The organism is Planomonospora sp. ID91781 (assembly GCF_015711595.1).
GTDB lineage: Bacteria > Actinomycetota > Actinomycetes > Streptosporangiales > Streptosporangiaceae > Planomonospora > Planomonospora parontospora.
Window position 1 is genome coordinate 53,949 of sequence record NZ_JABTEY010000005.1, and the last position, 25,706, is coordinate 79,654.

Annotated in this window: 20 protein-coding genes; 7 read left to right on the forward strand and 13 right to left on the reverse strand. The window is 73.6% G+C overall.

Features of this window, described 5'->3' with window-relative positions; genetic code table 11:
• Positions 1–17 precede the first annotated feature (17 nt).
• From cpaB to HS048_RS35955, 4 genes are all read right to left on the reverse strand, one after another.
• Complete coding sequence (cpaB, locus tag HS048_RS35940) at positions 18–779, reverse strand: Flp pilus assembly protein CpaB (protein ID WP_196470312.1); 762 nt, start codon at positions 777–779, stop codon at positions 18–20.
• A 61-nt stretch (positions 780–840) separates the two neighbouring features.
• Positions 841–1,200, reverse strand: coding sequence for a TadE/TadG family type IV pilus assembly protein (locus HS048_RS38630; RefSeq protein WP_269435924.1), 360 nt, complete (start codon positions 1,198–1,200; stop codon positions 841–843).
• 38 nt (positions 1,201–1,238) lie between these two features.
• A complete protein-coding gene (locus tag HS048_RS35950) occupies positions 1,239–1,418 on the reverse strand; it encodes a Flp family type IVb pilin (RefSeq protein WP_189239577.1) in 180 nt (59 codons plus the stop codon).
• Between the two features lie 241 nt (positions 1,419–1,659).
• On the reverse strand, positions 1,660–2,034 hold the full coding sequence (locus HS048_RS35955; RefSeq protein ID WP_068904393.1) for a response regulator transcription factor: 375 nt from the start codon (positions 2,032–2,034) through the stop codon (positions 1,660–1,662).
• Positions 2,035–2,297: 263 nt separating this feature from the next.
• On the opposite strand from HS048_RS35955, the gene HS048_RS35960 reads away from it, so the two are divergent.
• Together HS048_RS35960 and HS048_RS35965 are read left to right on the forward strand one after the other, a co-directional pair.
• Positions 2,298–4,205, forward strand: coding sequence for an ATP-binding protein (locus HS048_RS35960; protein ID WP_196470313.1), 1,908 nt, complete (start codon positions 2,298–2,300; stop codon positions 4,203–4,205).
• Between the two features lie 122 nt (positions 4,206–4,327).
• Positions 4,328–4,570: a hypothetical protein gene (locus tag HS048_RS35965; RefSeq protein WP_084009109.1), complete on the forward strand. Its 243-nt coding sequence runs from the start codon at positions 4,328–4,330 to the stop codon at positions 4,568–4,570.
• A gap of 197 nt (positions 4,571–4,767) precedes the next feature.
• Here HS048_RS35965 and HS048_RS35970 read toward each other — a convergent pair whose 3' ends face one another.
• Positions 4,768–6,963, reverse strand: a complete 2,196-nt coding sequence (locus tag HS048_RS35970) for an ATP-binding protein (protein WP_196470314.1) — start codon at positions 6,961–6,963, stop codon at positions 4,768–4,770.
• A gap of 347 nt (positions 6,964–7,310) precedes the next feature.
• Here HS048_RS35970 and HS048_RS35975 point away from each other — a divergent pair, with 347 nt between their 5' ends.
• The gene (locus HS048_RS35975) at positions 7,311–8,549 is read left to right on the forward strand and encodes an EAL and HDOD domain-containing protein (RefSeq protein WP_068904380.1); all 1,239 of its coding nucleotides are present in this window, start codon (positions 7,311–7,313) and stop codon (positions 8,547–8,549) included.
• A gap of 750 nt (positions 8,550–9,299) precedes the next feature.
• Positions 9,300–10,133, forward strand: a complete 834-nt coding sequence (locus tag HS048_RS35980) for a nitroreductase/quinone reductase family protein (RefSeq protein WP_196470315.1) — start codon at positions 9,300–9,302, stop codon at positions 10,131–10,133.
• Between the two features lie 78 nt (positions 10,134–10,211).
• Here the strand turns inward: HS048_RS35980 and HS048_RS35985 are convergent, their stop codons facing one another.
• Both HS048_RS35985 and helR read right to left on the reverse strand, forming a co-directional pair.
• Positions 10,212–11,273 carry an NAD(P)/FAD-dependent oxidoreductase gene (locus HS048_RS35985; RefSeq protein ID WP_196470316.1) on the reverse strand — a complete coding sequence of 354 codons (1,062 nt, stop codon included), beginning with the start codon at positions 11,271–11,273 and terminating at the stop codon, positions 10,212–10,214.
• Between the two features lie 215 nt (positions 11,274–11,488).
• Entirely contained in the window at positions 11,489–13,615 is a 2,127-nt protein-coding gene (gene helR / locus HS048_RS35990; RefSeq protein ID WP_153054665.1) for an RNA polymerase recycling motor ATPase HelR, read from the reverse strand.
• 453 nt (positions 13,616–14,068) lie between these two features.
• On the opposite strand from helR, the gene HS048_RS38635 reads away from it, so the two are divergent.
• The gene (locus tag HS048_RS38635) at positions 14,069–15,820 is read left to right on the forward strand and encodes a diguanylate cyclase (RefSeq protein WP_196470317.1); all 1,752 of its coding nucleotides are present in this window, start codon (positions 14,069–14,071) and stop codon (positions 15,818–15,820) included.
• A gap of 52 nt (positions 15,821–15,872) precedes the next feature.
• Here HS048_RS38635 and HS048_RS36000 read toward each other — a convergent pair whose 3' ends face one another.
• Complete coding sequence (locus tag HS048_RS36000; protein WP_068904067.1) at positions 15,873–16,334, reverse strand: VOC family protein; 462 nt, start codon at positions 16,332–16,334, stop codon at positions 15,873–15,875.
• Between the two features lie 151 nt (positions 16,335–16,485).
• Here HS048_RS36000 and HS048_RS36005 point away from each other — a divergent pair, with 151 nt between their 5' ends.
• Positions 16,486–17,502, forward strand: a complete 1,017-nt coding sequence (locus HS048_RS36005) for a YafY family protein (RefSeq protein ID WP_196470318.1) — start codon at positions 16,486–16,488, stop codon at positions 17,500–17,502.
• A 111-nt stretch (positions 17,503–17,613) separates the two neighbouring features.
• On the opposite strand, the gene HS048_RS36010 is transcribed toward HS048_RS36005, so the two are convergent.
• Together HS048_RS36010 and HS048_RS36015 are read right to left on the reverse strand one after the other, a co-directional pair.
• Positions 17,614–18,090 carry a chemotaxis protein CheW gene (locus HS048_RS36010; protein WP_068904064.1) on the reverse strand — a complete coding sequence of 159 codons (477 nt, stop codon included), beginning with the start codon at positions 18,088–18,090 and terminating at the stop codon, positions 17,614–17,616.
• Position 18,091: 1 nt separating this feature from the next.
• Complete coding sequence (locus tag HS048_RS36015; RefSeq protein ID WP_196470319.1) at positions 18,092–20,389, reverse strand: chemotaxis protein CheW; 2,298 nt, start codon at positions 20,387–20,389, stop codon at positions 18,092–18,094.
• A 630-nt stretch (positions 20,390–21,019) separates the two neighbouring features.
• On the opposite strand from HS048_RS36015, the gene HS048_RS36020 reads away from it, so the two are divergent.
• Positions 21,020–21,256, forward strand: coding sequence for a hypothetical protein (locus HS048_RS36020; protein ID WP_068904059.1), 237 nt, complete (start codon positions 21,020–21,022; stop codon positions 21,254–21,256).
• Positions 21,257–21,341: 85 nt separating this feature from the next.
• Here HS048_RS36020 and HS048_RS39055 read toward each other — a convergent pair whose 3' ends face one another.
• The 3 genes from HS048_RS39055 to HS048_RS36035 all read right to left on the reverse strand — a co-directional run bounded on the left by HS048_RS39055 (position 21,342) and on the right by HS048_RS36035 (position 25,234).
• Positions 21,342–22,943 (reverse strand): ATP-binding SpoIIE family protein phosphatase, encoded by a 1,602-nt coding sequence (locus tag HS048_RS39055; RefSeq protein ID WP_084009077.1) that lies wholly within the window; start codon positions 22,941–22,943, stop codon positions 21,342–21,344.
• On the reverse strand, positions 22,933–23,646 hold the full coding sequence (locus HS048_RS36030) for a class I SAM-dependent methyltransferase (RefSeq protein WP_374058808.1): 714 nt from the start codon (positions 23,644–23,646) through the stop codon (positions 22,933–22,935). Before HS048_RS36030 ends, HS048_RS39055 begins: the two co-directional genes overlap by 11 nt.
• Positions 23,647–23,986: 340 nt before the next feature.
• Entirely contained in the window at positions 23,987–25,234 is a 1,248-nt protein-coding gene (locus HS048_RS36035) for a hypothetical protein (RefSeq protein ID WP_196470320.1), read from the reverse strand.
• Between the last annotated feature and the right edge of the window lie 472 nt (positions 25,235–25,706).

Sequence of the window (25,706 nt, forward strand, 5' to 3'; positions counted from 1 at the left end):
CGGTGCCGCCGCTCCGGTCAGCGGAACAGCGAGCGGTTGTCGACTCCGGCGCCGGGGCCGACGTCGGTGGTGTCGGTGAGCAGGCCCAGGTAGAGGGTGCCGGTCTGGGCGGCGTGCACCAGCCGTTCGGCCTCGTCCTGGTTGACGGCCACGGTGACCAGCAGGGTCCGCTCCACCTCCTGCTCGGCGGTCTCGGGTGCGGCGGGGCGCGGGCCGACGGCCAGCACCTCGACGCGGGGCAGCAGCACCCGGGTGGCCCGGTTGACGGTGTGCCCCTCGGCGAGCCGGTCGCCGGAGGGGACGCCCTGCTCGCCCTTGAGGACGTTGAAGGTGTCGAAGACGGCCACCCGGGTGCCGGGGCGCACGTAGCCGGCGACGTCGGCGGCGGCGCTCAGCTCCACCGCGACGGCCATCCTGCCCTCGGGGATCTCCAGCCCGCCCGCGGCCGGGCTCGGCTCGGCGAACGCGCCGCGCAGCAGCAGCTGGCGCGGCTGGATCTCCGCGGTGACCTGCAGCGCGTCCAAGGAGGCGTCGAGCGCGCCCAGCGCGTCGGCCGGGACGGTCTCGGCGGGCATCCGCACCGCTTCGGCGTAGCCGCCGGTGCGCACGCGCTCGCCGGTGGTCCCGGCCGGGATGCGTTCGGCGGCGACCAGTACGGTGACCGCCTTCTTGCCCGCCAGCGCGCGGGACTCGGCGCCGGAGACGTAGGAGAGCAGCGCGGCGGTGCCCAGCGCGGCCAGGGCCAGGGCGGCCAGCAGCATGAGGAGCCGTGACCTCACCGGCGTGCCCGCCCGGACGGCGCCGCGGCGGAGGCGCCCGCGAGCGGGCTCGCGGGCGGGTTCAGCCGAGACATGGCATGACTCCTCTGCCGGACAGGGTCACCGGCCCGTCCAGGCCGCCGCCGAACATCGTGGCGAGCCCCGCCACGGGGGTGATGAACTCGAAGGCGTGCCCGACCTCGACGACGGCGTCGGCGTCGGGGCCGGGAGTCGTGGAGCAGCCGGTCGCCGTGACCGTCAGGGGTGACAGGCCCTGCGCGGCCGACCGCACGCGGGGCCCGGCGGAGTGGCCGAGGGCCACGGCCCTCGCGCCCTCCCGGGCCGCCTCGGTGAGCGTGATCTGGGCGTTGAACATCCGCCCGAAATCGATGATCGCGAACAGCAGGAACAGGATCACCGGGAGCATCAGCGCCGTCTCCACGGAGGCGGCGCCGCGCTCGCCGGAGGAGCCGCGGACGATCAGCCGATCTGCCCGAGGATCTCGTTGAACTTCAGGTCGAGGCCCTGGCCGAGCAGGATCACGGTGCCGACGATGACGGCGGCGATGAGGGCGACCATGAGGCCGTACTCCACGGCGGTGGCGCCGCGCTCGGAGTCGTCGCGCAGGGCCTGGAGCTTGAGCAGGAGACGGGTGGTCATGGGTCACTCCTCCGTGAGTCACGCGCGGCCGGCGGCGGGACGCCACCGGCTGTTGCTTTCCGTAAGGTGACCACTACGGTAAGTCCTGTTTTGTTGCAAAAATGGTTATAAGACGGGTGCAGGTTGGTTGCACGCTACTTTTAGCGTTTGATTCCCCACGAAACGTAGTCGGGTCCGCTCGGCGGGGCTTCCGGGACGGCGGTCCGGGGCCGGGGACGGTGGTCCGGGACCAGAGGCGGGGTCAGGGACGGGAGCGGGCCAGGAGGGCGCCGACGCGGGCCGCCAGCTCGCGAGGGCTGAACGGCTTGATCATGTAGTCGTCGGCGCCCGCCCGGAAGCCCTCCTCCACGTCGGCCTCCTGCGCCTTCGACGTCAGCATGAGCACCACCACGCCCTCCATGCCGGGCATGGCGCGCAGCCTGCGGCACACCTCCGGTCCCGGCAGGCCCGGCATCATCCAGTCGAGGATGACCAGGTCCGGCCGCTCCTGCTCCAGCGCGGCCAGCGCCTCGGTCCCGTCGTTGGCCGCGCGCACCGTGTGGCCGCTCTGCTCCAGCCGGAACACGGTCAGGTCCCGGATGTCGATGTCGTCCTCGACGATCAGAATGCCAGCCATGATCAACTCCACGACGGTTCGCTGCCGGGACTCCCCCGATCGGCGGTTCATACCCGGTCCGGCGCTTTTAGCCGCGGCCCGGCCGGTCCCGTGGTCCTCGACCGGCTCCCGTCGCGTCCATGGTCCTCAACTGGCTCCCGCCGCGTCCGATGGACAACGAAGAGGTGTCCTCGGCCGGACGCCGCCTGCGCCGTGCCCGACCGGCGGGGCGGCGGCGCCACGGAGGAGGGCGCCGCCGCCGTCCTCCCGTCGATAGGACCACCATGCCTCTGCCCGTTGTGCGCCGTCCCCGCCGGCCGGGCCGTACCGGCGGCGTGGTCCCGGCCTGCGTCCTGCTGGTGGCCGGACTGGCCGTCTCCTTCCTGATGGCCGTCACCCTGGCGGGCGCGCAGGGCCGGCAGGCCGACGAGCGCATGGACCGCCACCTGGAGGCCGTGCGCGCCGCCGTGGCCGGTGAGGCCCACCGGCGCGCGGAGACCCTCGGCCACCTGGCGGCCTCGGTGGGCGTGCAGGAGGACCTGACCGCCCAGGACTTCGAGGCGCTCACCTTCCGGCTCGCGTTCCGGGGGATGCCCGGCATCACCGACGTGGGCTACGTCGTCTCCGTCTCCGACGCGCGGGTGCAGGCCGTACAGCGGGCCTGGCGGCGCAAGGGGGCGGCGAACCTGAGCCTGCGGCCGGTGGGCACCGCCGAGCACCGGTTCGTGGTGCTCGACCGGAGCCTGGAAACGGCCTCGCCCGCCCTCGGCTCGGACCTGATGGCCGCCCGCGAGCCCTCCGAGGCGCTGGACGCCGCCCGCGCCGGCGGACAGGTCACCGCGAGCCGCGCCTACGTGCTGCTCCGGGACCGGATGCTGCCCGCCGCCCGGCAGCAGACGTCGTTCCTGCTGGTCGCCCCGGTCTACGGCGCGGGCGACGCGCCCGACGCCGGGCTGCTGCGCGGCTGGCTGGTGATGGGCGTGCGGGGCGGCGACTTCATCGACGGCACGCTGCGGCAGGTCTCCCAGGGCAGGGTCAACGTGACGCTCTCCGACGTCTCCGTGCCGGGCGGGGAGCGCCCGATGGCCACCGTACGGGCCGGGGAGCCGCTCGCCGACGCCCGCCTGCACCGCGAGACCACCATGGACGTCGCCGGCCGCACGTGGCGGCTCCAGGTCGACCCCACGACGGGCCTCGCCTCCGCCGCCGAGAACCGCCTGCACCTGGTGGTCCTGGCCGGCGGGGCGGTGATCAGCCTCCTGCTGGCCGGTCTGGTGCTGGTCCTGTCCACCTCGCGCGACCGGGCGCTGGCGCAGGTGGAGCAGGCGACCGCGGCGCTGAAGGCCGACATCGCCGAGCGCCGCCGGGTGGAGGCCCGGCTGCGCGAGCGGGAGACCGAGCTGGAGAGGTTCGCCGCCGTCGCGGCCCACGACCTGAAGTCCCCCCTCACCGTGATCGCGGGCTACTCGGAGCTGGTGGAGGACCACCTCGCCGACGGCGCGGGCGAGCAGGTGAGCGGCTGGCTGCAGCGCATCCGGGGCGGCACGGGCAGGATGCAGCGGCTCATCGACGACCTGCTCGCCTACGCCGGCGCCGGGGACGCCTCGCTGGAGCCGGCCGAGGTCGACCTGGAGCGGCTGGTCGCCGACATCGTCATGGACCGCACAGCCCATCTCCGGCACGACCGGCCGCACATCGAGATCGGCCGCCTGCCGGTGGTCACCGCCGATCCGGCCCGGCTCCGGCAGGTCATGGACAACCTGATCGGCAACGCCGTCAAGTACGTCCGGCACGGCACCGTGGCGCAGATCGACATCAGCGCCGAGCGCGACGGGCCGATGTGGCGCATCACGGTCGCCGACCACGGCATCGGGATCGCCCCGGACCAGCGCGACGCGGTCTTCGCGGCCTTCGGCCGGGCGCGCGGGAGCGAGGGCTACCCGGGCACGGGGCTGGGGCTGGCCATCTGCCGCCGGATCGTCGACCAGCACGGCGGGGAGATCCGGGCGGAGGAGAACTCAGGGGGCGGGACCCGCTTCGTCTTCACGCTGCCGGTGGTCCCCGGGATCACCGGCCGGGACGCGCTCACCGAGGACGGGACCGGCGGCGCCGGCGGGGGTCCCGGTGGCGGCTCCGACGGGGGCGCCGACGGAGGCCCGCTGTACTCCGCCCCCGGACCCGACCGCCGTTAGGGCGGCCGCGGCGGCGGGCGGCCGGATCGGCGCACCTTTCTCAGGTGCCGCTGCGGGCGGCCGATGGTAGCGGGGACCGACTCCGTATGACTCGAAGACCTAGAACCGCATGGGGGGCAGTGATGACGATCACGGCTGAGATGATTCCGCAGACCGACCCGCTGCAGATCGCCGACCGGTGTGACCAGTGCGGAGCCCAGGCGTTCGTCCGTGTCGTCTTCCGCCGGAACAAGGACCTCCTGTTCTGCGGGCACCACTACAGCAGGCACGAGCCGGCGCTGATGACCTCCTACCCGTACGCGGTGGTCTACGACGAGCGCCGCAGGATCAACCAGAAGCCGAGCCTGTCCGCCAACGCCGACTGAGCTCCGCACCGGCACCGGGCCCCGTCCCGGCCGGACCGCCGCCGGGCCCTCCCGGGCGGCGCACCGTTCCTCCCGGCCCCCGGCCGGCGCCGCGCACCCGCGGACGCCGCCCGGGGGCCGTCCGGCGTCCGGGGGCCGTCCCGCGCCCCGGGGGCCGTCCCGCGCCCCAGGGGCCGTCCCGCGCCTCCAGGGGACTCTCAGGGGGCGGCCGGCAGGGTGAAGTGGAAGCGGGTCCCGCCGCCGGGGTTGTCCCGGGCGCCGATGGTGCCGCCGTGGCGTTCCACGATGCGCTTGCAGATGGCCAGGCCCAGGCCGCTGCCGGTGTAGCCGGCGGTGTGGTGGGCGCGGTGGAAGTTCTCGAAGACCGCCTCGTGCTGCCCGGGCGGGATGCCGATGCCGCGGTCGGCGACCTCGACGCGGACCCACCCCTCCTCCTCCGCGGGCCCGGCGGTGACGGTGATCTCCGGTACGGCGCCCGGCGCGACGTACTTGGTCGCGTTGCCGATCAGGTTGTCCAGCAGCTGGCGCAGCAGCACCGGGTCGGCCTGCACCCGGGGCAGGTCTCCGACGTGGAAGCGGGGCCGAGGCCGCCGTTCCCTGCCCGCCGCCGCGTCGTCGCCGCCGCGCGTGGCGATGACCTCCCGCACGGTCTCCCCCAGATCGACCGGGACCGGGGACAGCGCCGCGGCCCGGGAGACGCTGTGCGTGAGCAGGTCGTTGATCAGGTTGCGCATGCGGGCGGAGGCGTGCCGGATGCGGGCGATGCTCTCGACGGCCATGTCCGGCGCGCCGCCGGGCACGGCCTCGACGGTCTCGTCCAGGACGTCGATCCAGCCGTCCACCGCCGACAGGGGGTTGCGCAGGTCGTGCGCGACGACCCCGGCGAACGCGGCGAGCTCGTCGCGGTCGCGGCGTTCGGCGGTGACGTCGTGGAAGACCACCACGACCGCGGCCTCGCCCTCGTCGCCGGCCTCGGTGGGCAGACGGGTCGCGCTGACGCTGAACATGCGGCCCTCGGGCATGACGCGGTTGCGCACGAGCAGGTCCACGGCGCGGATCTCCCGGCCGGCCAGTGCCTGCCGGTACGGCAGCTCCGCCTCGTCCATGAGGGTGCCGTCCGGGTGGAACAGCCCGAAGTGCCCGACGTCGACGCCTGCCGTACCGGGAGCGGCGGCGTCGGCCGTACCGGGAGCGGGGGCGTCGGGCGGCCCCAGGTCGTCGAGCAGGTCCGCGGCGGCGCGGTTGCGCATGAGGAAGCGCCCCGCGGAGTCGATCACGACCAGCCCGTCGTGCATGGCGTCCACGATCGTGGCCAGGAGCCCGGCCTGCGCGGAGGCGGACTCCTCGGCGGCGGCGAGCTGCCGCAGGAGCGCGTCGCGCTCGTCGCGGCCGAGCGCGAGCGCGAGCCCGACCACGGCGACCATCGCGACGAAGGCCTGCGCCACGAACGCCCGGACGGGCGGCGAGCCGATCGTCGCGAACGGCCCGTGCCCGTACAGGGTGAACAGGATGGCGGTCGCGCCGACGAGCAGGTCGTGCAGGACGACGAAGGTCGTGTTGAAGCGCAGGCCGGCCCAGACCGTCACCACGAGCAGCGGGAACGCCAGGGGCAGGCCGTGGTTCAGGCCGAACGCCACGACGTACGCCGTGGCGGACGCCAGCACCAGGGCCGCGTACTCGGCCTTCCGCCACCGGGGGGCCGTGCGCAGCGTGTCCCGCGCGGCGGACCAGGCGGAGCCGGGCCCGGGGCGCAGGGGGTGGACGCGGAACAGCGCCGCCAGGCGCAGCCCGACCCCGCCGATCAGCACGATGCTGACGATGTTGCGCGCGATCCACACCGACGTGCCCAGCCACGACACCTGGGCGCCGATCAGCCACATCCCGGCCGAGACGACGGCCGCCCCGCAGAGCGTGGCCCCGGCCGCGGCCTGCAGCAGCCGCCACAGCTGCCGCACCCGGACGAGCTCGCCCAGGCCCTCGGCCGCCCAGGACTCCGGGGATAATCGCCCGAACAGGAGCAGGAACGCCCCCACCTGGGCCAGATTGGCCACCGCGAAGCAGACGGCGAGCGCCGGGGAGGCGCCGGTCCACACGTTGGCGGCGAGCGTGCACACCGCGAACGCCGCCACGTCCGGCCACCACGTCCGGGCGTGGCGCTGCGCCAGGAACCACAGCGCCGACACCCCCGCGGCGGGCCACACCAGGCTGAGAGTGGTCCCCTCGATCAGGGTCATCCGCCCGGCGAGCGTGGCCGCCAGGTACAGCGCGGCGAACACGGCGGTACGGCGCAGCGCCGCCCCCGGCGGCACCCCGCCCGCCGGACCGGGCCCCGGCGCCCGGTCCGGCCCGGTTCCCCGCCCGGCGAGCGGCCCTGCCGCGGTGTGCGATGCCACAGAGGTCTCGTCCCCCGGAGCGGGCTGCGGTAACGGGTCGGCCCGGGCCGCAGGCCCGCCGGGGACGGGAGCGGTTCCCGGACGGGCCGGGGGCGGATCGGCCGGGGGCGGTGGCGCAGCGGGAGCGGTTCCGGAGCGGACCGGGAGCAGAGCCCACGGGACCGGGAGCGGTTCCGGAGCGGACCGGGAGCAGAGCCGCCGCGGCCGGTCGTGTCTCCGGCCGATGCCCTGCCGCGCCCGGGCCGCCCCGGTAGCGTCGTCAGTCCGCGGAACCGCCGATCTGCGGGCCGTACCCATTTCCTGCGGAGATTCCTCACATGCAGCCCTGTCCCGACGATGAGAATCACATGCATCTCGCCGACGCGCCGGTCGACAGCGGCTGGCACCGCATCCACATCGGACGCCAGCCGATCCACGACGGGGACGGCGCCCTGGTGGCGTACGAACTTCTGTTCCGCTCCCATTCGCAGGCCAAGGGAGCGACCGCGCGCGGCGCCGAGGCCACCAGTCAGGTGATCGTCAACGCGTTCAGCGAGTTCGGCCTGGAGCGGCTGGCGGGGCCGAACCTGTGCTTCATCAACCTGACCCGCGAGTTCCTCGTGGGCGAGCTGCCGCTCCCGTTCGACTCCGGATCCGTCGTGCTGGAGGTCCTCGAGACCGTCCAGATCGACGACGAGGTGATCGAGGGCGTGCGCAGGCTCGCGGCGCAGGGCTTCGCCATCGCCCTGGACGACTTCGTGCTCGGCAACGACCACGAGCGCCTGCTGGAGGTGGCCTCCTACGTCAAGCTGGAGGTCTCCGGGATCGACCCCGAGCTGCTGCGTGAGCGCATCGCGGTCTGCCGCGCCTACGAAGGCGTGCACCTGGTGGCCGAGCGGCTGGAGACCGAGGAGGACCTGGAGTTCGCGCGCGGGCTCGGGTTCGAGTTCTTCCAGGGCTACCTGCTGGGCCGGCCCCGCGTGCTGTCCCTCGACACGCTGGAGCCCAGCCGGCTGCGCCACCTGGAGCTGATCAGCAAGCTCGCCGACGAGGACACCGACATCGACGAGATCACGCAGATCATCAGCTCCGATCCGGCGCTGTCCTACCGCATCCTGCGCGCCGCGAACTCCGCCGCGACCGGCCTGTGGAGCGAGATCTCCTCGATCAACGACGCGGTCGTGATCCTGGGCACCCAGCGCCTGCGGCACTGGGTGACGCTGATGCTGCTCAGCGACGTCGTGGGCGTCGACGGCGACGTCGACAACGAGCGCATGTCCCACGTCCTCATGCGGGCCCGGCTGTGCCAGCTGCTGTCCCGCTCGCTGGGCCTGCCCAGCGACAAGGCCTTCACGGTGGGGCTCCTGAGCGGCATCGCCGACCTGCTGGGCGTGCCCGCGGAGGAGCTGATCGCCCACCTGGCGCTGAGCCACGACGTGTCGTTCGCGATCGTCGAGGAGGGCGGCCCGCTCGGCAGCGTGGTGACCACCGCGCGCGCCTACGAGTCGGGGCGGCTGCCCGAGACCGGCGACGCGCACGGCGAGGACCTGGCGCACGCGTACCTGAAGGCCGTCGACTGGTCGATGAACATCGTCACCGGCGTTTGAGGCGGCGGGCCGTACGGCCGGCCCGCGCGCAGGGAGGACACCGGCAGGACACCGAGAGGACACCGGGAGAACGCCGGCCCGCGCGCCGAGAGGACACCGGCAGGACACCGGCCCGCGGCGGCCGGTCTCCCGCCGCCCCGGATCGAATCGTCCGGATCGAATCGCTCCGGAGTGGTCTCTCCGCGACGTGCCGTCCGCGATTCTGGAATCCGCCGTGTCGTATCCGGTGGGAAATCCACGTTGCCTCAGGGCGTTTCCGGCATTAAGGTCATCTCTGTGACTGCCGGGTCGGCCATGGGCCACAAGCGAGTGGGGCACCCGGCCGAGGCGTGAGCGCCCGGCCGGCCAGAGGCCCGCCTTCTTCTTTCTCCCCCGCGCCCCCGCGCGGTGTCTCCGCACGCCGTGCCGTACGGCCTGCCCCGTGCCCTCCCGGGTGCCCGTCCCCCCGTCCTCCGGCGGTTTCCGGGCCCTCCGGCGGGGTGATCCGGCGGTGCGGTGATCCGGCGGCGAACGTCACCGGCCCGGCGACGGCACCCCGGCACCCCGGCGACCGGTGCGACCCCGTCGTTTCGACCGGTGTGCCACCGCCGTTTCCCGAATTCCGGGTCCCTGCGCACACCCGCATATCCCTGCATTTCCCGTGCCGCGGCCGAGGCCGCCCGCGGCGCGCTTTCCCCGCCCACCGGGCGGTCATTCGCCATGCCCGCGCACGGCCCGCGGAAGCTTTTTCCCAGGAGAAGAAAACAGAGAATGCCGAACGATTTCAACCAGCAGGTCATCGAGGAGTTCCGTGCCAACGGCGGACGGGTCGGCGGTCCCTTCGAGGGCTCCCGGCTGCTCCTGCTGACCACCACCGGGGCGCGGTCCGGCGCCCCGCACACGACCCCGGTCGGCTACCTTCCCGACGGCGGTGAGCGGGTCCTGGTCATCGCCTCGGCCGCCGGCGCGCCGAAGCACCCGGCCTGGTTCCACAACCTGGTGGCCGACCCGCGCGTCACCGTCGAGGACGGCGTCTTCACCTATGAGGCGGAGGCCGTCGTGCTGGAGGGCGCCGAACGCGACCGGGCCTTCGCCCGCGCGGTCGAGGCCGACCCCGGCTGGGCCGCCTACCAGGACCGGACGTCGCGCGTCATCCCCGTCGTCGCCCTGCGGCAGGTCGCGTTCAGCGGCATGCCCGCGTCGTCGTGGGGCGAGACGCTGAAGCTGATCCACGGCGCGTTCCGGCGGGAACTCGCCCTGATCCGCGAGGAGGTCGCCGCGTCGGGTCCCGGGCTGGGCGCCCAGCTCCGGGTGAACTGCCTGACCCTCTGCCAGGGCCTGCACCACCACCACACCAACGAGGACGCCGGGATGTTCCCCGCCCTGGCCGCGCAGTACCCCGAGCTCGCCCCCACCATGGAGCGGCTGGACCGGGAGCACCGCAGGATCGCGGCCCTGATGGAGGAGTTGCAGCGGGTGCTCTCCGGCGACGGCCCGGACTCGAAGTCGGTGCTCTCCGAGGTCGAGCGGCTCGCCGGCGAACTCGAGGCCCACCTGGACTACGAGGAGGAGCAGCTGGTCCCGCTCCTCGACGGCGCGGCCTGACCTCCGAGGTCAGGCCGGCAGCCGTGGCCGCGGTGCGCCGGTCGGGTCACGGACCGTGGCCGCGGTGCGCCGGTCGGGTCACAGGCCGTGCCGGCGGTCGCCCGGCACGCGCTCGGCGACCTCCCGCTCGGCCTCCGCGGAGAAGGGGTCGCGGCGGGCGGCGACGGCCCGGCGGGTGGCCTCGGCGGTCAGGTCGGCGTTGATCGCCGCCCCGGCGCGCACGCCCGCGGCGGCGGCCGCGATGACCGTGTCGACCGGGGAGGTGACGTTGCCGGCCACCCACACCCCGGGCACCCGCGTCGCTCCGAACGGGTCGGCGTCGATGCGGCTGCCGACGACCTGCCCGGCCATCTCCGCGTCGACGGGTTCGAGGCCCAGACCGGCCAGGACGCCGCCGCGGGCGGCCAGCCGGGCGGTGGTGACCACCGCCCGGCACGGGACCGTCCGGCCGTCGGCCAGGGTCATGCCGGTGAGCCGGTCGCCGGTCACCTCCAGTCCGGTCACCTTCCCGTCCACCACGGTGACGTCGCGGGCGGCCAGCTGCTCGTACTCCTCGGCGGTGAACGCGGGCGCGGTGTGCTGGAACAGGGTCACCTCCCGGCTCCACTGCCGCCACATCAGCGCCTGGTGGACCGCGAGCGGCCCGACGGCCAGGATCCCGATCGCCTGGTCGCGCACCTCCCAGCCGTGGCAGTACGGGCAGTGCAGCACCTCGCGTCCCCACCGCTCGGCCAGGCCGGGTACGTCCGGCAGTTCGTCGACCAGGCCCGTGGTCACCAGCAGCCGGTCGGCCACGACCGAGGACCCGTCGTCCAGGACGACCCGGAAACCGCCGTCCGCCAGGCGTTCGGCGGTCACGGCGGTCCCCTCGGCGATCTCGCCGCCGTAACCGGTCACCTCCCGGCGGCCCGTGGCCAGCAGCTCCGCGGGAGGCAGGCCCTCCCGCCCCAGGTAGGTGTGGACGCCCTCCGCCGGGGCGTTGCGCGGGCTGCCGGAGTCGATGACCAGCACCGACCGGCGGGCCCTGGCCAGGGTCAGCGCCCCGCTCAGCCCGGCGGCCCCGCCGCCCACCACCACGACCTCGTAGCGCCGCCCGCCCCGGGCGGCGGCACCCTCGACCCGCTCTGCTCTCTCAGTCATGAGGAGCACCTCCGTTCACTTCTCTCGCTCATGGGGAGCACCTACGCTCACCGGAGAGCATCCGCCCACCCGCGACGATCTGGCAAACATTGTTGCCGCTATGGCAAAAAGATCGGTCGATCGCCCGCCCCGGCGGCGCCGAGCCCGGCTTGCTGACGGCCGGGTCTGGGGCGTCAGGGTCTGGGGCGTCAGGGTCGGGGGGCAAGGTCGGGGTGTCAGGGGGTCGTGAGGACGACGAGCCGCTGGGTCGCCCGGGTCATCGCGACATAGCGGTCGACGGCTCCCTCGACGCCCTCGCCGAACTCCTCCGGGTCGACGAGGACGACCAGGTCGAACTCGAGCCCCTTCGCCAGCTCCGGGGTCAGCGACCGGACGCGGGGCGTCTCCCGGAATCCGGGATCGCCGATGACGCAGGCGGTCCCGTCGGCGTGTGCGGCGAGCCAGGAGTCCAGGACCGGCCTCAGCTCCGCGGCGGAGCCGTACGTGACGGGGACGCCGCCGCTGCGGATGGAGGTCGGCACGTTGGCGTCCGGGAGCGCGGCCCGGATGACCGGCTCGGCCTCCGCCATGATCTCCTCCGGCGTCCGGTAGTTGATGTTCAGGGAGGCCAGGTCGATCCGGTCGAACCCGACCCGCTCCAGCCGTTCCCGCCACGACTCGGTGAACCCGTGCCTGGCCTGGGCGCGGTCCCCGACGATGGTGAAGCTCCGGGACGGGCAGCGCAGCAGCAGCATCTGCCACTCCGCGTCCGTCAGTTCCTGGGCCTCGTCCACCACGATGTGCGCGAACGGGCCGGCGAGCCGGTCCGGTTCGGTGCCGGGCAGCGCGGTCTCGTCGACCAGGGCGTCCTTCATGTCCTGGCCGCGCAGCATCGACATCACGAGCATCTCGGAGTCGTCGGCCTCGATCAGGTCGTCGACGACCTGCGCCATGCGCTCGCGCTGGGCGGCGACGGAGGCCTCCCGGCGGCGCCTGCGCCGCCACGCCTCCGGGTCGCCGAGCCGCTGCCGCGCCGCGTCCAGGAGCGGCAGGTCGGACACCGTCCAGGCCTGGGCGTCCGCGCGCTGCAGCCTGCGGACGTCGCCGGGGTCGAGCCAGGGCGCGCACATCCTCAGGTAGGCGGGCACCGACCACAGGTCCCCGACGAGGTCGGCCGCCTCGATCAGCGGCCACGCGCGGTTGAAGGCCGCCAGCAGCTCCCGGTTGCGCAGCAGCGACCTGCGGAGCAGGTCGGCCGGGACGTCGTCGCCGTGCTTGTCCGCCAGGATCGTGAGCAGTTCCTCCCAGATCCGGTCGCGCGCCTCGTTGTGCGGGGTGCCGGGCTCCGGCGCCTCGAACGCCTCCGCCCAGTCGGCGGCGCTCAGCCGGACGTCGGCCCAGTGGGTCGTGACCGTCATCCCCTCGGCGGGCGGGTTCTCGTAGAACCTGACGGCCGGCTCGATCGCCCTGACCATGTCCGCGGACGACTTCAGGCGGGCCACGTCCGGGTCGGCCTCGGCCGCCGCCGCGGCCCCCTCGGGGACGAGGTCCCGCAGGGTGCAGGTCTGCACGCCCTCCTCCCCGAGGCTGGGCAGGACGTCGGAGACGTAGGCCAGGTAGGGCCGGTGCGGGCCGACGAACAGCACGCCGCCCCGGCGGTGCCCCAGCCGGGGGTCGGAGTAGAGGAGGTAGGCGGAGCGGTGCAGCGCGACGACGGTCTTGCCCGTGCCCGGGCCGCCGTCGACGACCAGGGCGCCGCGGGAGCCCGCGCGGATGACGGCGTCCTGGTCGGCCTGGATGGTGGAGAGCACGTCCCGCATCCGCGCCGACCGGCCGCCGCCCAGGCTGGCGATGAAGGCGGACTGGTCGTCGAGCGCGGCGTGCCCTTCGAACCCGTCCGGGGTGAACACCTCGTCCCAGTAGTCGCTGATCCGGCCGCGGGTCCAGCGATACCTGCGGCGGCTCGCCAGGCCCATCGGGTCGGCGTGGGTGGCGCCGAAGAACGGCTCGGCCGCGGGCGAGCGCCAGTCGACCAGCAGCCGCCGGCCCGCGCTGTCGGTGAGGCCGAGCCGCCCGACGTAGACGGGCTCGGGGTCGTCCGCGCCGACCATGCGCCCGAGGCACAGGTCCAGACCGAAGCGGCGCAGCGTGCGCAGGCGGGCGGTCAGCCGGTGGATCTCCATGTCCCGGTCCACCGCCTGCCGGCCGCCTCTGCCGGGCGCCCTGCGCTCGGCGTCGAGGCGGCCGGACAGTTCGGCGACCGACTGCTCCAGGCTCTCCGCGACGGCCGCGAAGTGCCGCTCGTCGCCGGCGATGAGCGCCGGATCGGCCTTGGCGGACAGATGGCCGGGGAGGTCGAACACGCCGGTGGCCGGAGGGCTCGCGGCATCACCCCGCCCCGGGGCCCCCACCGCCGGTCCGCCGTCCCCGCGTCCATGTGACGGTAGCGGAACACGCACTTCGTACCCCCGTTTTCTCGCAGGTCCTGGGATCGGCCGCCCATTGTGCGGCACGCCCGGGGCCTTGCCGCAAGCCCCCCGGTGCGCTATAGGTTGAGAGTGGAAAGGAGTGAACACTCCCCCTTTCCCGCATCGTCCGCTCCGGGTGGACGGTCCTCCTTCACCCCCTTCGCGAAGCCGCGGCGCGCCGTCCCGGTCCGCCGCCGCGGACCCGGGCAGGCTCCGGATCCCACCCTCCGTGCCGGTCCGCGCACCGTGTGTTCACCGCGACGCCGTCAATCCCTCATGTCGAGGCGCGGACATGCCGATGGGAGTTCGCATTTCCGGCAGGCATGGCGGTGAGAGGAGGCGTCGGCGATGGGGGAGCCGTTCCGGGCCCTGCTCTTCATGCTGTCGGCGGTGGTGGCGTTCGTCGTGGCCGTGGTCGGCTGGCGGCGCAGGCGCGTGACGCCCGCGGTGGGCACCCTGGCGGCCGTCGCCGCGGGGATCGGCGTGTGGTCCACGGCGGACGGCCTGCTGATGCTCAACGAGGACCTCGAAACCCTCCAATCACTGCTGATCATCAAATTCGCCGCCGTCTGCGCCATGCCCGCGGGTTTCCACTGCCTGTCGCTGGCCGTGGTCGACCGCACCTGGCGGTTGTCGCGCCGTACGGCCCTGTGGCTGTCGGTCGAGCCCGCGCTCGTCCTCGCCGCGCTCCTGACCAACCCCTGGCACCACTGGTTCATCACCGCCCTGGACCCCGCCGGGCTGGGGGTCGACACCGGAACCGGCGTCGGCCCGCTGTTCTGGGCGCACACCGCCTACAGCTACTCCCTGCTCGCCACCGGCGTCGGCCGCCTGTTCGGAGCCTGGCTGCGCGGCTCCCGCCTCCAGCGCGGCCTGTACGGCTCCACCCTGCTGGCCACCCTTCCTCCCCTCCTGCTCAACGTGGTGAGCACGCTCGGCGTCGTCCGCGTCGACTACCTGACCCCGGTCGGGTTCTGCGTCACCACGGTCGTGGTCTACTGGTCGCTGGTCCGCCGCTCACTGCACGAGCTCGTGGCCGTGGAGCGCACGCACGTCTTCGACATGATCAGCGACATGGTCCTGACGGCCGACCTCTCCGGTCGCATCCTCGACCTCAACCCGGCGGCCGACCGCATGCTCCGGAAGCTCGACCCCCGCCTCCCCGCCCGCCTCGCCGGCACCTCCGCCGCCGACGTCTTCGGCCCGATGCCGGTCGGCGACGGCATGGAGGTCGACCACACGGTGGTGGATGCGGGGGGTCGTGGGGTGGATCTGAATGTGCGGGTGAGTGCGTTGGTGGATGCGCGGGGCCAGCGGGTGGGGTGGGCGTTCGTGGGGCGGGATGTGACGGCGTTGAACGCGCAGCGGCGGGCGCTGGTGGAGGCGAACGCGCGGTTGCAGGAGCAGGTGGCGATGATCGAGGCGTTGCGGGCGGATCTGGCCGAGCAGGCGGTGCGGGATGCGTTGACGGGGTTGCACAACCGGCGGTTTCTGATGGAGGCGCTGGGGCGGGAGTTGCGGTTGGCGGCGGCGTCGGGGGAGGCGCTGAGTGTGGCGTTGCTGGACATCGATCATTTCAAGCAGATCAATGATCGTTATGGTCATGGTGCGGGTGATCAGGTGTTGATGCGGTTCGCGAAGCTGGTGGGGGGGCGGATCCGGTCGGGTGATGTGGTGGCGCGGTATGGGGGGGAGGAGTTCGTGATCGTGTTGCCGGGGGCGTCGGGGGAGCAGGCGTTGGAGCGGGTGGAGGAGATCCGGGTGTGGGTGGCGGCGGGGCGGGTGCCGGCGGGGGGTCATACGTTGTCGGTGTCGTTCAGTGCGGGGGTGGCGGCGGTCTCGGGGGGGATGGAGGCGGGGGAGTTGTTGCATGCGGCGGATGAGGCGTTGTACGCGGCCAAGCGGGCGGGTCGGAACCGGGTGATGCTGGCCGGGACGGCCGAGGTGTCCGGGGCCGCCGAGGTGTCCGGGGCGGCCGAGGCGGGGACCGCGGCCGCCGGGGTTCCCGGGGGTGTCGGGGTCGGGAGGGCGGTCGAGACCGGGGGCGGGGTGGCGGTCGTGGGGCCGGGGGCCGCGGCGGCGGGGACGGCCGCGGCCTGAGCGCCGGGCGGGACCGTGCGGGGACCGGGCCCGGAACCGCCGCCTGGCCGCGTCAGTCCAGGCAGAACTCGTTGCCCTCGGGGTCGGTCATCACGATGAAGCCGGCACTCGTCGGAGGAGCGGGCTCGAAGCGGCGCACCCGCTTCGCCCCCAGCGCGACGAGCCGGTCGCACTCGGTCTCCAGCGCCGCCATCCGCTCCTCTCCCTGCAGCCCGGGAGCCGCACGGACGTCGAGGTGGACGCGGTTCTTGCCGGCCTTGTCCTCCGGCACCCGCTGGAAGAACAGCCGCGGACCGTGCCCGTCCGGGTCCTCGATGGCCGACGCCGAGTTGCGCTGCTCCTCCGGCACGCCGGCCCGCGCGAGGAAGTCGTCCCACGCGACCAGCGGGTCGGCGCCCTCCGGCAGTTCGACCCCGGGCGGGCCGGGATGCACGTAGCCCAGCGTGTCGCGCCAGAAGGACGACAGCGCCCGCGGGTCGTGGGCGTCGAAGGTGACCTGGATGTGGCGGCTCATCGTGTTGCTCCGTCCGTGGCGGGTCTCGTGTGCGGTCAGGCGGCGGCGTCCGGTTCAGGCCGGTTCCAGCCGGGTCCGTCCGCGTCCGTGACGTCATCCTGACACGCCTGGCGGACAGGATCGGTCCGCTATCTCTGGCAAAGTGGATCACATGGACGCGACGGGCGATGACGGTCGGGGCACGACGGAGCGGGTGCTCACCCTGCTCGGGCTGCTGCAGCAGCGCCGGCTCTGGACCGGCCCCGAGCTCGCCGACCGGCTCGGGGTCACGCCGCGCACGGTACGGCGCGACGTCGAGCGGCTGCGCACGCTCGGCTACCGGGTCGAGGCCGGCCAGGGGGTCGGCGGCGGCTACCGCCTCGGCCCGGGACAGGACCTGCCGCCGCTGCTCCTCGACGATGAGGAGGCGATCGCCACCGTGCTCTCGCTGCTCGCCGGCGCGGGCGACCCGGGAGGCACGGGAGGCACGGTCGCCGGCTCCGGAGACGCCGCGCTCCGCGCGCTGACCAAGCTCGACCAGGTGCTGCCCGCCCGGCTCCGCCAGGAGGTGCGCGCGCTCTCCGGCGCGGTGGAGTCCTTCGGCGGAGGCCGTACGCCCGTCGACCCCCAGGTGCTCATGACGCTGGCCGGAGCCTGCCGTGACCAGGTCGAGGCCGGGTTCGGCTACCCGTCGGGGATCGAGGTGCGGCCGCGGCGGGTCGAGCCCCACCGCCTGGTCGCCTCCGACCGGCGCTGGTACCTCCTCGCCTACGACCTCGACCGCGACGGCTGGCGCAGCTTCCGCGTCGACCGGATGACCGAGGTGTCCGCCCGGACCTGGCGCTTCCGCCCGCGGGCGGCGCCCGACGCGGCGGCGTACGTGCAGGAGGGCGTGGCGAGCCGGGTCTACCCGCACCGGGCGCGCTTCCTCGTGCACGCGCCGGCCGACACGGTGCGCGCGCAGGTCCCGGCGTCGGCGGCCGTCGTGCGACGGCGGGGGAGCGGGCGGTGCGAGGTGCTCAGCGGCGGCGGCAGCCTCGACTCCGTGCTCATGCACGTGCTCGCGCTGGGGCACGACTTCGAGGTGATCGAGCCTCCGGAGCTCCGGAGGCGCTGCCGCGTGCTGGCGCAGAGGCTGCTGTCGGCCGGCGCGGCGGCCCCGCCGGCGCCGGACACGGAGGAGCCGTGAGCCGCGGCACCGGTCGGCGGAACGACCGCGGGGCGCGGGCGCACCCGAAGGTGCTCCCGCGCCCCGCAGTCCCTCCGGGGGTCACCCCCGCGGGCCGTACGGCTCGCCGCCTCAGGCCGAGCGCGCCATCCGCGCCTCGTCGGCGTGCTGCGCCGGGACCGGCACGGTCGTGTCGGCCGCGCGCCGCGCGTCGAGGGCCAGCATCAGCCGGTCCTCCAGCTTGAACGTGCCGACGATCAGGTGCCGGTAGGCGCCCGCGAGCGTGTCCGGCGGCGGCTCGAAGGCCTCGTCGTCGAGCTCGATGACCTCGCCGATGCGGTCCACGAGCAGGCTCACCCACTCGTCGTCCACCGAGACGATGACGTTCATCGCCGGGACGCTCAGGTCCCGGGGCGGCAGGCCGAGCTGGACCCGCAGGTCCACCGCGTCGATGACCTGGCCGCGCAGGTTGAACAGCCCGCCGACCGAGGTCGGGGCGAGCGGGACACGGGTGTACTCGTGGAAGCGCAGGACCTCCTGCACCTGGGCCACGTCGACCCCGAAGAGCTGATCGGCCACCTCGAAAGTGGCGTACTGGCGACTGGGCATCTCAGGCTCCCACCATGGATTCGGACATCTCCGCGTAGAACCGCGGGTCGGCGGCGAGGATCGCGCGCCGCACGTCGAGCAGCTCGGTGACCCGCTGCTGGATCACCGCAGAGCCGGTCAGGCCGTCGTCGTCGAGGTCGCTGCGCGACTCGATGTGGTCCTCGACGATGTCGACGATCTGCTGGACGACCAGGGCGACGCTCCGCCCCCGCTCGGTGTAGACCACCGCGGGCACGGTCTCGCCCTCCTCCACGTCGTAGCAGCCCAGCAGCGAGGCCAGGCGGATGACCGGCAGGATGTGGTCGCGGTACTGGACCACCTCCCGGCTGCCGACCCGCTCGATCCGCTGCACCGGGAACTCCTCCAGGCGGGTGACCATGTCGAGCGGGATCGCCACCCGGCGCTCCCCGATGCCGGCGATGAGCAGGCGCTCGATGTGGCTGTCGCGGGGACGGGAGTCGGCCTGGTCCACCTGGGCGCGCTCGACGGCCTCGGCGGCCAGGTGCGCCCGGCGGGCCAGCGACGGGATGTCGAGGATCAGCGCGACCTTGCCGTCGCCGACGATGGTGGACCCGGCGTAGACGCCGACGTCCTTCATCCGCCCGCTCAGCGGCTTGACCACGATCTCCTCGGTGTTCAGGACCCGGTCGACGACCAGGCCGAAGCGCCGGCCGTCGGCCTGCAGCACCGCGATGTAGACGTCGCGGTCGCTGTTGCGGACCGGCAGGCCCAGCGTCTCGTCCAGGCGCACCAGCGGCAGGAGCTTGCCCCGCAGCCGGTAGACCGGCGCACCCGACACGTGCTCGATCGTCTGGCCGGACTGGCCGTCCACGAACACCAGCTCGTCCACGCCCACCTGCGGGATGGCGTAGCGCTCGGCGCCGCACTCCACGGTCAGGGCCTGGATGATCGCCAGCGTCAGCGGGATGGTCAGCCGCCACGTGGTGCCGGCCCCCAGCGTCGAGTCGACGTCGACGGCGCCGCCGATCTGCTCGATGTTGGTCTTCACCACGTCCATGCCGACACCGCGGCCGGAGACGTTGGTGACCTTCTTGGCGGTGGAGAAACCGGGCCGGAAGACCAGCGCGATGATCTCGCGCGAGTCCATCCGGGAGAGCTGGTCGCGGGTGACGACGCCGCGGTCCAGCGCGGTCTGCGCCACCCGGTCGACGTCGATGCCCGCGCCGTCGTCCTTGATCTCGACCACGACGTGGCCGCCCTCGTGGGCGGCGCGCAGCGTCAGCGTGCCCTGCGGGTCCTTGCCCTTGGCGACGCGCTCGGCGGAGGTCTCGATGCCGTGGTCGACCGCGTTGCGCACCAGGTGCGTCAGCGGGTCCTTGACGGCCTCCAGGAGGCTGCGGTCGAGCTCGGTCTCCTTGCCCTCCATCGCCAGCTTGACCTGCTTGCCCATGGCGCCGCTGAGGTCGCGCACGACGCGCGGCAGCTTGGACCAGATGTGGTCGATGGGCTGCATGCGCGTCTTCATGACGCTCTCCTGCAGCTCACTGGTGATCAGGTTCAGCCGCTGGGTGGTGCGCACCAGGGCCGGGTCGGAGATCTCGCTGACGCCGCGCACGATCTGGTTGCGGGTCAGCACCAGCTCGCCGACCAGCCGCATCAGGGTGTCGAGCAGGTCGACGTCCACGCGGATGGAGCTGTCGGCGATGCTGCGCTTGTTGTTCTGGCCGGTGGGCTCGTCGGCGGCCTGGCCCTTGGCCGCGCGGGCCGGTACGGCCTCGGCGGGCTCGGCGGACTCCAGGGCCTCGGCGGCGAGGGCTTCGGCCGCCTCCGCCTTCTCGGGCGCCTGCGCCGGTGCGGCGGGCCCGGCGGGCTCGGCGGACTCCACGGCCTCGGCGGGCCGCGGCTCGGCCTTGGGTGCCGGAGCGGAGGCCTGGGCCGGCTTGGGCGCGGCAGGGTCCTCGATGCACGCCGCCACCATGGCGATGACCGGCTCGACGTCGACGTCGCCCTCACCGCCGCTCTCCTCGATCGAGCCGAGCAGGGTGCGCACGGTGTCCACCATGGCCAGCAGCGCGTCCGCGCTGGCGGGGTTCATCCGCTGGGCTCCGTCCCGGAGCCGGGACAGCAGCGACTCGCCCGCGTGGGTGAGCGTCTCCAGGCGGTGGAACGCCAGGAAACCGCTTGTGCCCTTAATAGTGTGGATAGTCCGGAAAATGCTGGAGAGCATCTCCCTGGAGCCCGGGTCCTGCTCCAGAGCCACCAGGTCCCGGTCCAGCTGGTCCAGGTTCTCGTGACTCTCGACCAGGAACTCCTGGATGATGTCGCCCAACTCGTCCACGACGTTCCTCTCCCTCTCTCATACGCAGCCCTTCCATCGGCCTTCGCCGACGCCACCTGAGGAAGACCGGGGACCGGAACCGCCTTGTCCGCCACCTTTTCCGGGTTTCCCTCAGGACGCCGCCCGGGATGCCGATGCGGGGTCATCGAGCTTCTCGCTCGAGCCCGCGACGGCCGCTCCGGCGGCCGCCGCCCGCAGCGGCAGGGACGCCGCACGCGGGGGAGCTCCCGGGCGCCATGGAAGGGACACAGGATGCGCCGCAACGGCGATCGATCGCGCCGGCGTGCCCGCGCGACGACCCCCACCGGTCCACCGGCCCGCGCACTGCCGTACGGCACGGCCCTGAGCGCCGGAGCCGTCACCGCCCCGCGCCCGGCCGCCCTCCACCCCGCCCGCCGCGGTCCCGGCCCGCGGTGCCTCCGGATTCCGGGCAGTGCCCTGAGATCTCCGACGCACCGCCCCTGAAGCGTGCCCGGTGCCCGTGGCGATGCCCCGCCGCAGGCACCGGGCGCAACCAATCCGCGCCCGCAGCGCAACCGGGAACGTGACCCGGATCACAGTCAATACCAATAGATTGAAGCGTCGACGGAGAGCCATCCGACGCCAGGCGGATGAGGAGATGACGACCTGATGACCATCGAGCTGAACAACACCGTCCGAGCCGAGGCTCTGGCCCTCGCGCCCGTGTCCGCCTCCGTCCTGCTGGACCGCGAGGACGCGGACGCCATGATCTCCCAGGCGATCGTCCTGCACGGAGGCGAGGAGGGCTGCGCCGCGGCGCTGGCCCAGGAGTTCGGGGAGCACCCCGAGCTCGTCGTCCAGCGGATGCGCTGGGCCAGTTCGATCGTGGGCCGTCTCTACGGCTGATCGTTCCGTGCTGTGCGACCCTTACGGATTTACAATGTAAATCCGTAAGGGTCGCACAGTCGTTTTCCCGACCGGGGCGGAGAGTTCAGGTCCCGCAGGTGAACCAGACGGTCTTGCCGCCGGCGACCCGGGTCGAGCCCCAGCGCTCGGTCAGTCCCGCGACGACGTGCAGGCCCCTGCCGGACTCGTCGAGATCGCCCGGGGAGCGCAGCACCGGGAGCCGGTGGTCGTCGTCGCCCACCTCGAACAGCACGACGTCGGTCAGCACCAGGCGCACCGAGACGAGCCGGGTGGCGTGCCGGCAGGCGTTGGCGACCAGCTCGCCGGCCGCCGCCTCCACCCGCCCGCTGAGATGTTCCAGTCCCCACTCGTGCAGGGTCCGCCGGACCAGCGCCCGGACCTGGCCCGGCGTCCGGTTGTGCGGTTCCAGGAACCAGCCCGCGACGTGCTCGCTGGGGATGCCCCGGAACCGCGCCATGAGCAGGGTGACGTCGTCCTCGGTCCCGGCGGCCTGGGCCATCAGGGCGTCGCACGTCTTCTCCAGCGGGCCGTCCGCGGTGCCGGCCGTGGCGCGCAGCCGCTCCAGGCGGTCGCCGATGTCGTCGCCGCGGCACTCCACCAGCCCGTCGGTGTAGAGCACGAGCGTGCAGCCGTCCTCCGCCGCGATCTCCGTGGTCTCGATCGGGGGCCGGCCCAGGCCGATCGGCAGCCCGGTGGACGGGCCCGGGTCGAGCAGCTCCGCGGTGCCGTCCCGGCGCACCAGGACGGGCGGCAGGTGGCCGGCGCTCGCGATGGAGCAGCGCCGCGCGACGGGGTCGTAGACCGCGTAGAGGCAGGTCGTGATGGAGTCGTCGGCCAGGCGCCTGGCGATGTCGTCCAGCGAGCGCAGCACCTGGTCGGGCGGGAGCTCCAGGGCGGCGAGGGTCTGCACCGAGGTGCGCAGCTGGGCCATGATGGCCGCGGCCTCCAGGCCGTGGCCCATGACGTCGCCGACGACCAGGGCGACCCGGCAGCCCGAGAGCGGGATGACGTCGAACCAGTCGCCGCCGACCAGCATCCGCTGGTCTCCGGGCCGGTAGCGGTGGGCGAGGTCCACGCCGGGCAGCGGGGGAGGGGGCGCGGGGCGCAGGCTCTGCCGTACGACCTCGGTGACGGCCTCGTGGGCGAGCTCCACGTGGGCGTGGTGGACGGTCAGCGCGGCGACGGCGGCGAGCTGGCCGGCGACCAGCGCGTCGGCGCCGTCGAAGGGCGGCCGGGCGGGACCGCGGGTCAGCACCGCGCCGCCCACCCGCTGCCCCCGTGCCTCCAGGGGTACGGCCAGCGCGTGCGTGCCGGGCCCGGCGTTCCGCCCGCCGTCCTGGCCGGCGGCCCGTGCGCGGTTCCCGGGGGAGGGGTCGGCGGCCGCCGCGAGGTGCGCGGCCGGGTCCGGGGTGCCGGGGGCGCCGGTGGACAGGGCGGCCGCCCGGCGGTGGCCGCCGGGCGGGCGGCAGGCGGGTCCGGGCGGGTCCGCCAGGTGCACCAGGGCGGCGTCGGCCAGGTGCGGCACGAGCTCCGCGCAGAGCAGCCGGGCGGCCGTGGCGGGGTCGTCCGCCTCGGCCAGGCGCGCGGTGGCCCGGTGCAGGAACACCAGGTCCGGCGGTACGGCGGGCGGGGTCGGGGGGCGTTCCGGCGCCGGTTCAGCCGCCACGGCGCCGGCAGTCGAGGAAGAGCTGGACTTCGGGCGGGGCCTGCGTGGTGGCGGGGGCGTAGGAGATGGTGTCGGTGCCCAGGACCTCGAAGCCGACGTCCTCGACCACGGCGCGCAGGTCGTCGCGGAGGTATCCGGTGACGCGCACGGGGGCGCCGAGGAACTGGAAGCCCACGTCGTCCATGTCGATCTCGACCATGGACAGGCAGAGCAGCCCGCCGGGGACCAGCAGGCCGTGCAGGCGGCGCAGGGCCGTCGCGATGTCGCGGCGCGGCAGCATGAGCAGGGAGAAGAAGGCGACGGCGGCGTCGAAGGAGCCGATCGCGTCGCCGGGGCCGTCGCGGAGGGCGTCGGCGGGGTCCAGCAGGTCGGCCTCGAGGAACCGGGCCCCGGGCACGTTCTTGCGGGCCAGGTCGAGCATGACGGGTGAGATGTCGATCCCGGTGACGGCCATCCCGGCGTCGGCCAGCTGCCGGGCGGTGGGCAGGCCGGTCCCGCAGCCGGCGTCCAGGACGCGGGCCCCGGGCGGCAGCCTGCGCAGCAGCCGGGCTCCGGCCCGCTCCTGTCCCTCCTTGTACGGGAAGGCCTCGTCGTAGCGCTCTCCGATGCGGTCGAACGCCGCGGCCTGCAGGGCGCGGTACTCCTCCCGTCCGGGCTCCGGCGGGGCGCTGCCCGGGGTGGACATGGAATCTGACTCGGCCATTTTCCCGCCTCGTTCGTCTCGGAGTCCTCTGGACCCAAAGACATAGTGGATCTTGATTGGCGAGTCAACAGATTCTCCCGTAAATGGCCGATTCAGGACTTTGTCCGGTCAATGGGGTCCGTACTCCGATGCGGTCCGTCCGAGGAGCGCGGCGGGGCGCATCGGGAGGTCGGGCCGGGTTCGGGGGCGGGTGGTCCGCGCCGGGAGGGTGCGTCCGCGGTCTCCTGAGGGTCGTCCGCCTCCGGCTCTCCGACCACTCCATGCATTGATGAGATATACGGACATCTGCGAAGATGGACCTTTACACGGTAGATTTACACCGTCCGGAATCGGCGGTGCGTCACGAGACCGAGGCCCCGATCGCCGTGCCGGCCCCCGCACCCGGAGAGCCCCAGCGGCGGCCGAGCCGGTCGGTGCCGGGCCGGGAGGCCCGCGCGGGGACCGGCTGGTCGGCGGAGGCCTTCCGGCGCTCCCGGGAGGCGGCGGCGATGGCCTGCAGCCGGGCCCGCAGCGGCCCGATCAGCTCCGCGGGCGGGTCCACGCGCCGGGCCTCCAGCCGGGCCCGCTCCTCGGCCCGGGCGGCCTGTTCGGCCCGGCGCCTGCGGTCGGCCCTGGCGACGACCTGGGACGGCAGCGGGGCGGCGAGTCGGCCGGTCTCCTTGTCGAACCAGGTCGCGACCCGGTGGCGGACCCAGCCGACGAGGTTGCGCGGCGGGTCGGTGTTGGGCCACGGCCGCCCGTCCGGCCGGTGGTTGATCACGTACTTGGCGTCGGCGAGGGTCGCCCCGGCGGCGAAGAGGGGGCGCAGCAGCGACCGCAGGTACTTCGCCGACACGCCGCGCAGCGTCTGGTCCTCGTAGCGCAGCCGCTCGCAGGCTTCGAGTCTGTCCGATTTCTTCCCCGGCGTGACGGTGTTCGGCCAGAGCCGCTCGGGTTTCGTGGTCGGAGGGCTTGCGCTCGGCCGGCGCGGCCGTGTATCACGCGCGTCGCGCGCACGTAGGGGTTTACTTTCTCGCGGTGAAAAAGCTGAAACCCGGGGGGTGCAAATTTCGCGCACAGGCAGCGTTTCCACAGGCCAGGGGGCCTCTTTCCACTCCTCCTGGGACATGGCGGGGAAGGGCTCGCGGATCATGGGCTGGGGCTCGGGCTCGCGGAGCAGCTCCGCCACCTCCTCGTCGCCGAGCCCGAGGCCCCGCAGCGCGCCGGCGGGGATGGTGAGGAGGTACTCGGCGGCGAGGTTGCCGAGGCCGTCGTCGAGCAGGCCGCAGAAGGTGCCGGACCGGTAGCGGGGGGTCGATCCCTCGGTGATCTGCAGCAGGTAGCCGTGCTCCTTGGCCCAGGCGAGCCGCCCGGCGAAGGTGCGGCGGCGGACGCCGGCGTCGTCGGCCATGACGCTCCAGGTGCCGCCGCGCTTGGGCGAGGTGATCATGTGTCCGTCGATGCGGCGGGCGAGGGCCCGCATCACGGCGTTCGTGTTGCGCCACCAGTCCGTGCGGCGCGAGGCGTCCTCGGGGTCGGCCGCGACGGCGGCGAGCCAGAGCTCGACGGAGGGCGCGACGATCAGGTCGCCGCCGACGATGTTCAGCATGCGGCGGACACGCCGGGAGGTGTTTTTGCCAATGGGGGACATAGAAAAGCGAAACCGTATATTCTGGGGGACGGGTCGAGATCGGGACACGCGGAGACGGCAGTTTCCGGGCGTCACTGGCCGACCCGGGGACTCATCGTCTATGGTGGTCTCCAGGTGTAAAGACCCAGACGACATACAGAATCGAGCTCGGAACGCAGGGGCGCGATCCAGAACCGTCTACGGCGGTCCGGGGCCGGCGCCGGTGCGAAACGATTTCGAACCTGGTCATCTGGTGTGTGTATTGGGGAAGTCCCTCGCGTACGGTTTCTGAGGCCTGGTAGCGCGGGGGCTTCCGCATTTATGGGCCGCTGTCGATCAGCGGTCGTAGATTAACCCTTCGGGATCTCCCTCCGTGTGAAAACGGTAAAGTTCACGCCGCTGCGTGCTGCCGTCCCTCGATGAGTGGGAGCGGCTCCTGAGCCACCGGTCG

Coding starts and splice junctions, on each gene's coding strand:
- HS048_RS36030 (WP_374058808.1), bottom strand. CDS start 23,646: ATGGCCGAGTCAGATTCCATGTCCACCCCGGGCAGCGCCCCGCCGGAG.
- HS048_RS38635 (WP_196470317.1), top strand. CDS start 14,069: ATGGGGGAGCCGTTCCGGGCCCTGCTCTTCATGCTGTCGGCGGTGGTG.
- HS048_RS36035 (WP_196470320.1), bottom strand. CDS start 25,234: ATGCTGAACATCGTCGGCGGCGACCTGATCGTCGCGCCCTCCGTCGAG.
- HS048_RS35980 (WP_196470315.1), top strand. CDS start 9,300: ATGCCGAACGATTTCAACCAGCAGGTCATCGAGGAGTTCCGTGCCAAC.
- HS048_RS36000 (WP_068904067.1), bottom strand. CDS start 16,334: ATGAGCCGCCACATCCAGGTCACCTTCGACGCCCACGACCCGCGGGCG.
- HS048_RS36020 (WP_068904059.1), top strand. CDS start 21,020: ATGACCATCGAGCTGAACAACACCGTCCGAGCCGAGGCTCTGGCCCTC.
- HS048_RS35960 (WP_196470313.1), top strand. CDS start 2,298: ATGCCTCTGCCCGTTGTGCGCCGTCCCCGCCGGCCGGGCCGTACCGGC.
- HS048_RS36010 (WP_068904064.1), bottom strand. CDS start 18,090: ATGCCCAGTCGCCAGTACGCCACTTTCGAGGTGGCCGATCAGCTCTTC.
- HS048_RS35975 (WP_068904380.1), top strand. CDS start 7,311: ATGCATCTCGCCGACGCGCCGGTCGACAGCGGCTGGCACCGCATCCAC.
- HS048_RS35985 (WP_196470316.1), bottom strand. CDS start 11,273: ATGACTGAGAGAGCAGAGCGGGTCGAGGGTGCCGCCGCCCGGGGCGGG.
- HS048_RS35950 (WP_189239577.1), bottom strand. CDS start 1,418: ATGACCACCCGTCTCCTGCTCAAGCTCCAGGCCCTGCGCGACGACTCC.
- HS048_RS36005 (WP_196470318.1), top strand. CDS start 16,486: ATGGACGCGACGGGCGATGACGGTCGGGGCACGACGGAGCGGGTGCTC.
- HS048_RS35955 (WP_068904393.1), bottom strand. CDS start 2,034: ATGGCTGGCATTCTGATCGTCGAGGACGACATCGACATCCGGGACCTG.
- HS048_RS35965 (WP_084009109.1), top strand. CDS start 4,328: ATGACGATCACGGCTGAGATGATTCCGCAGACCGACCCGCTGCAGATC.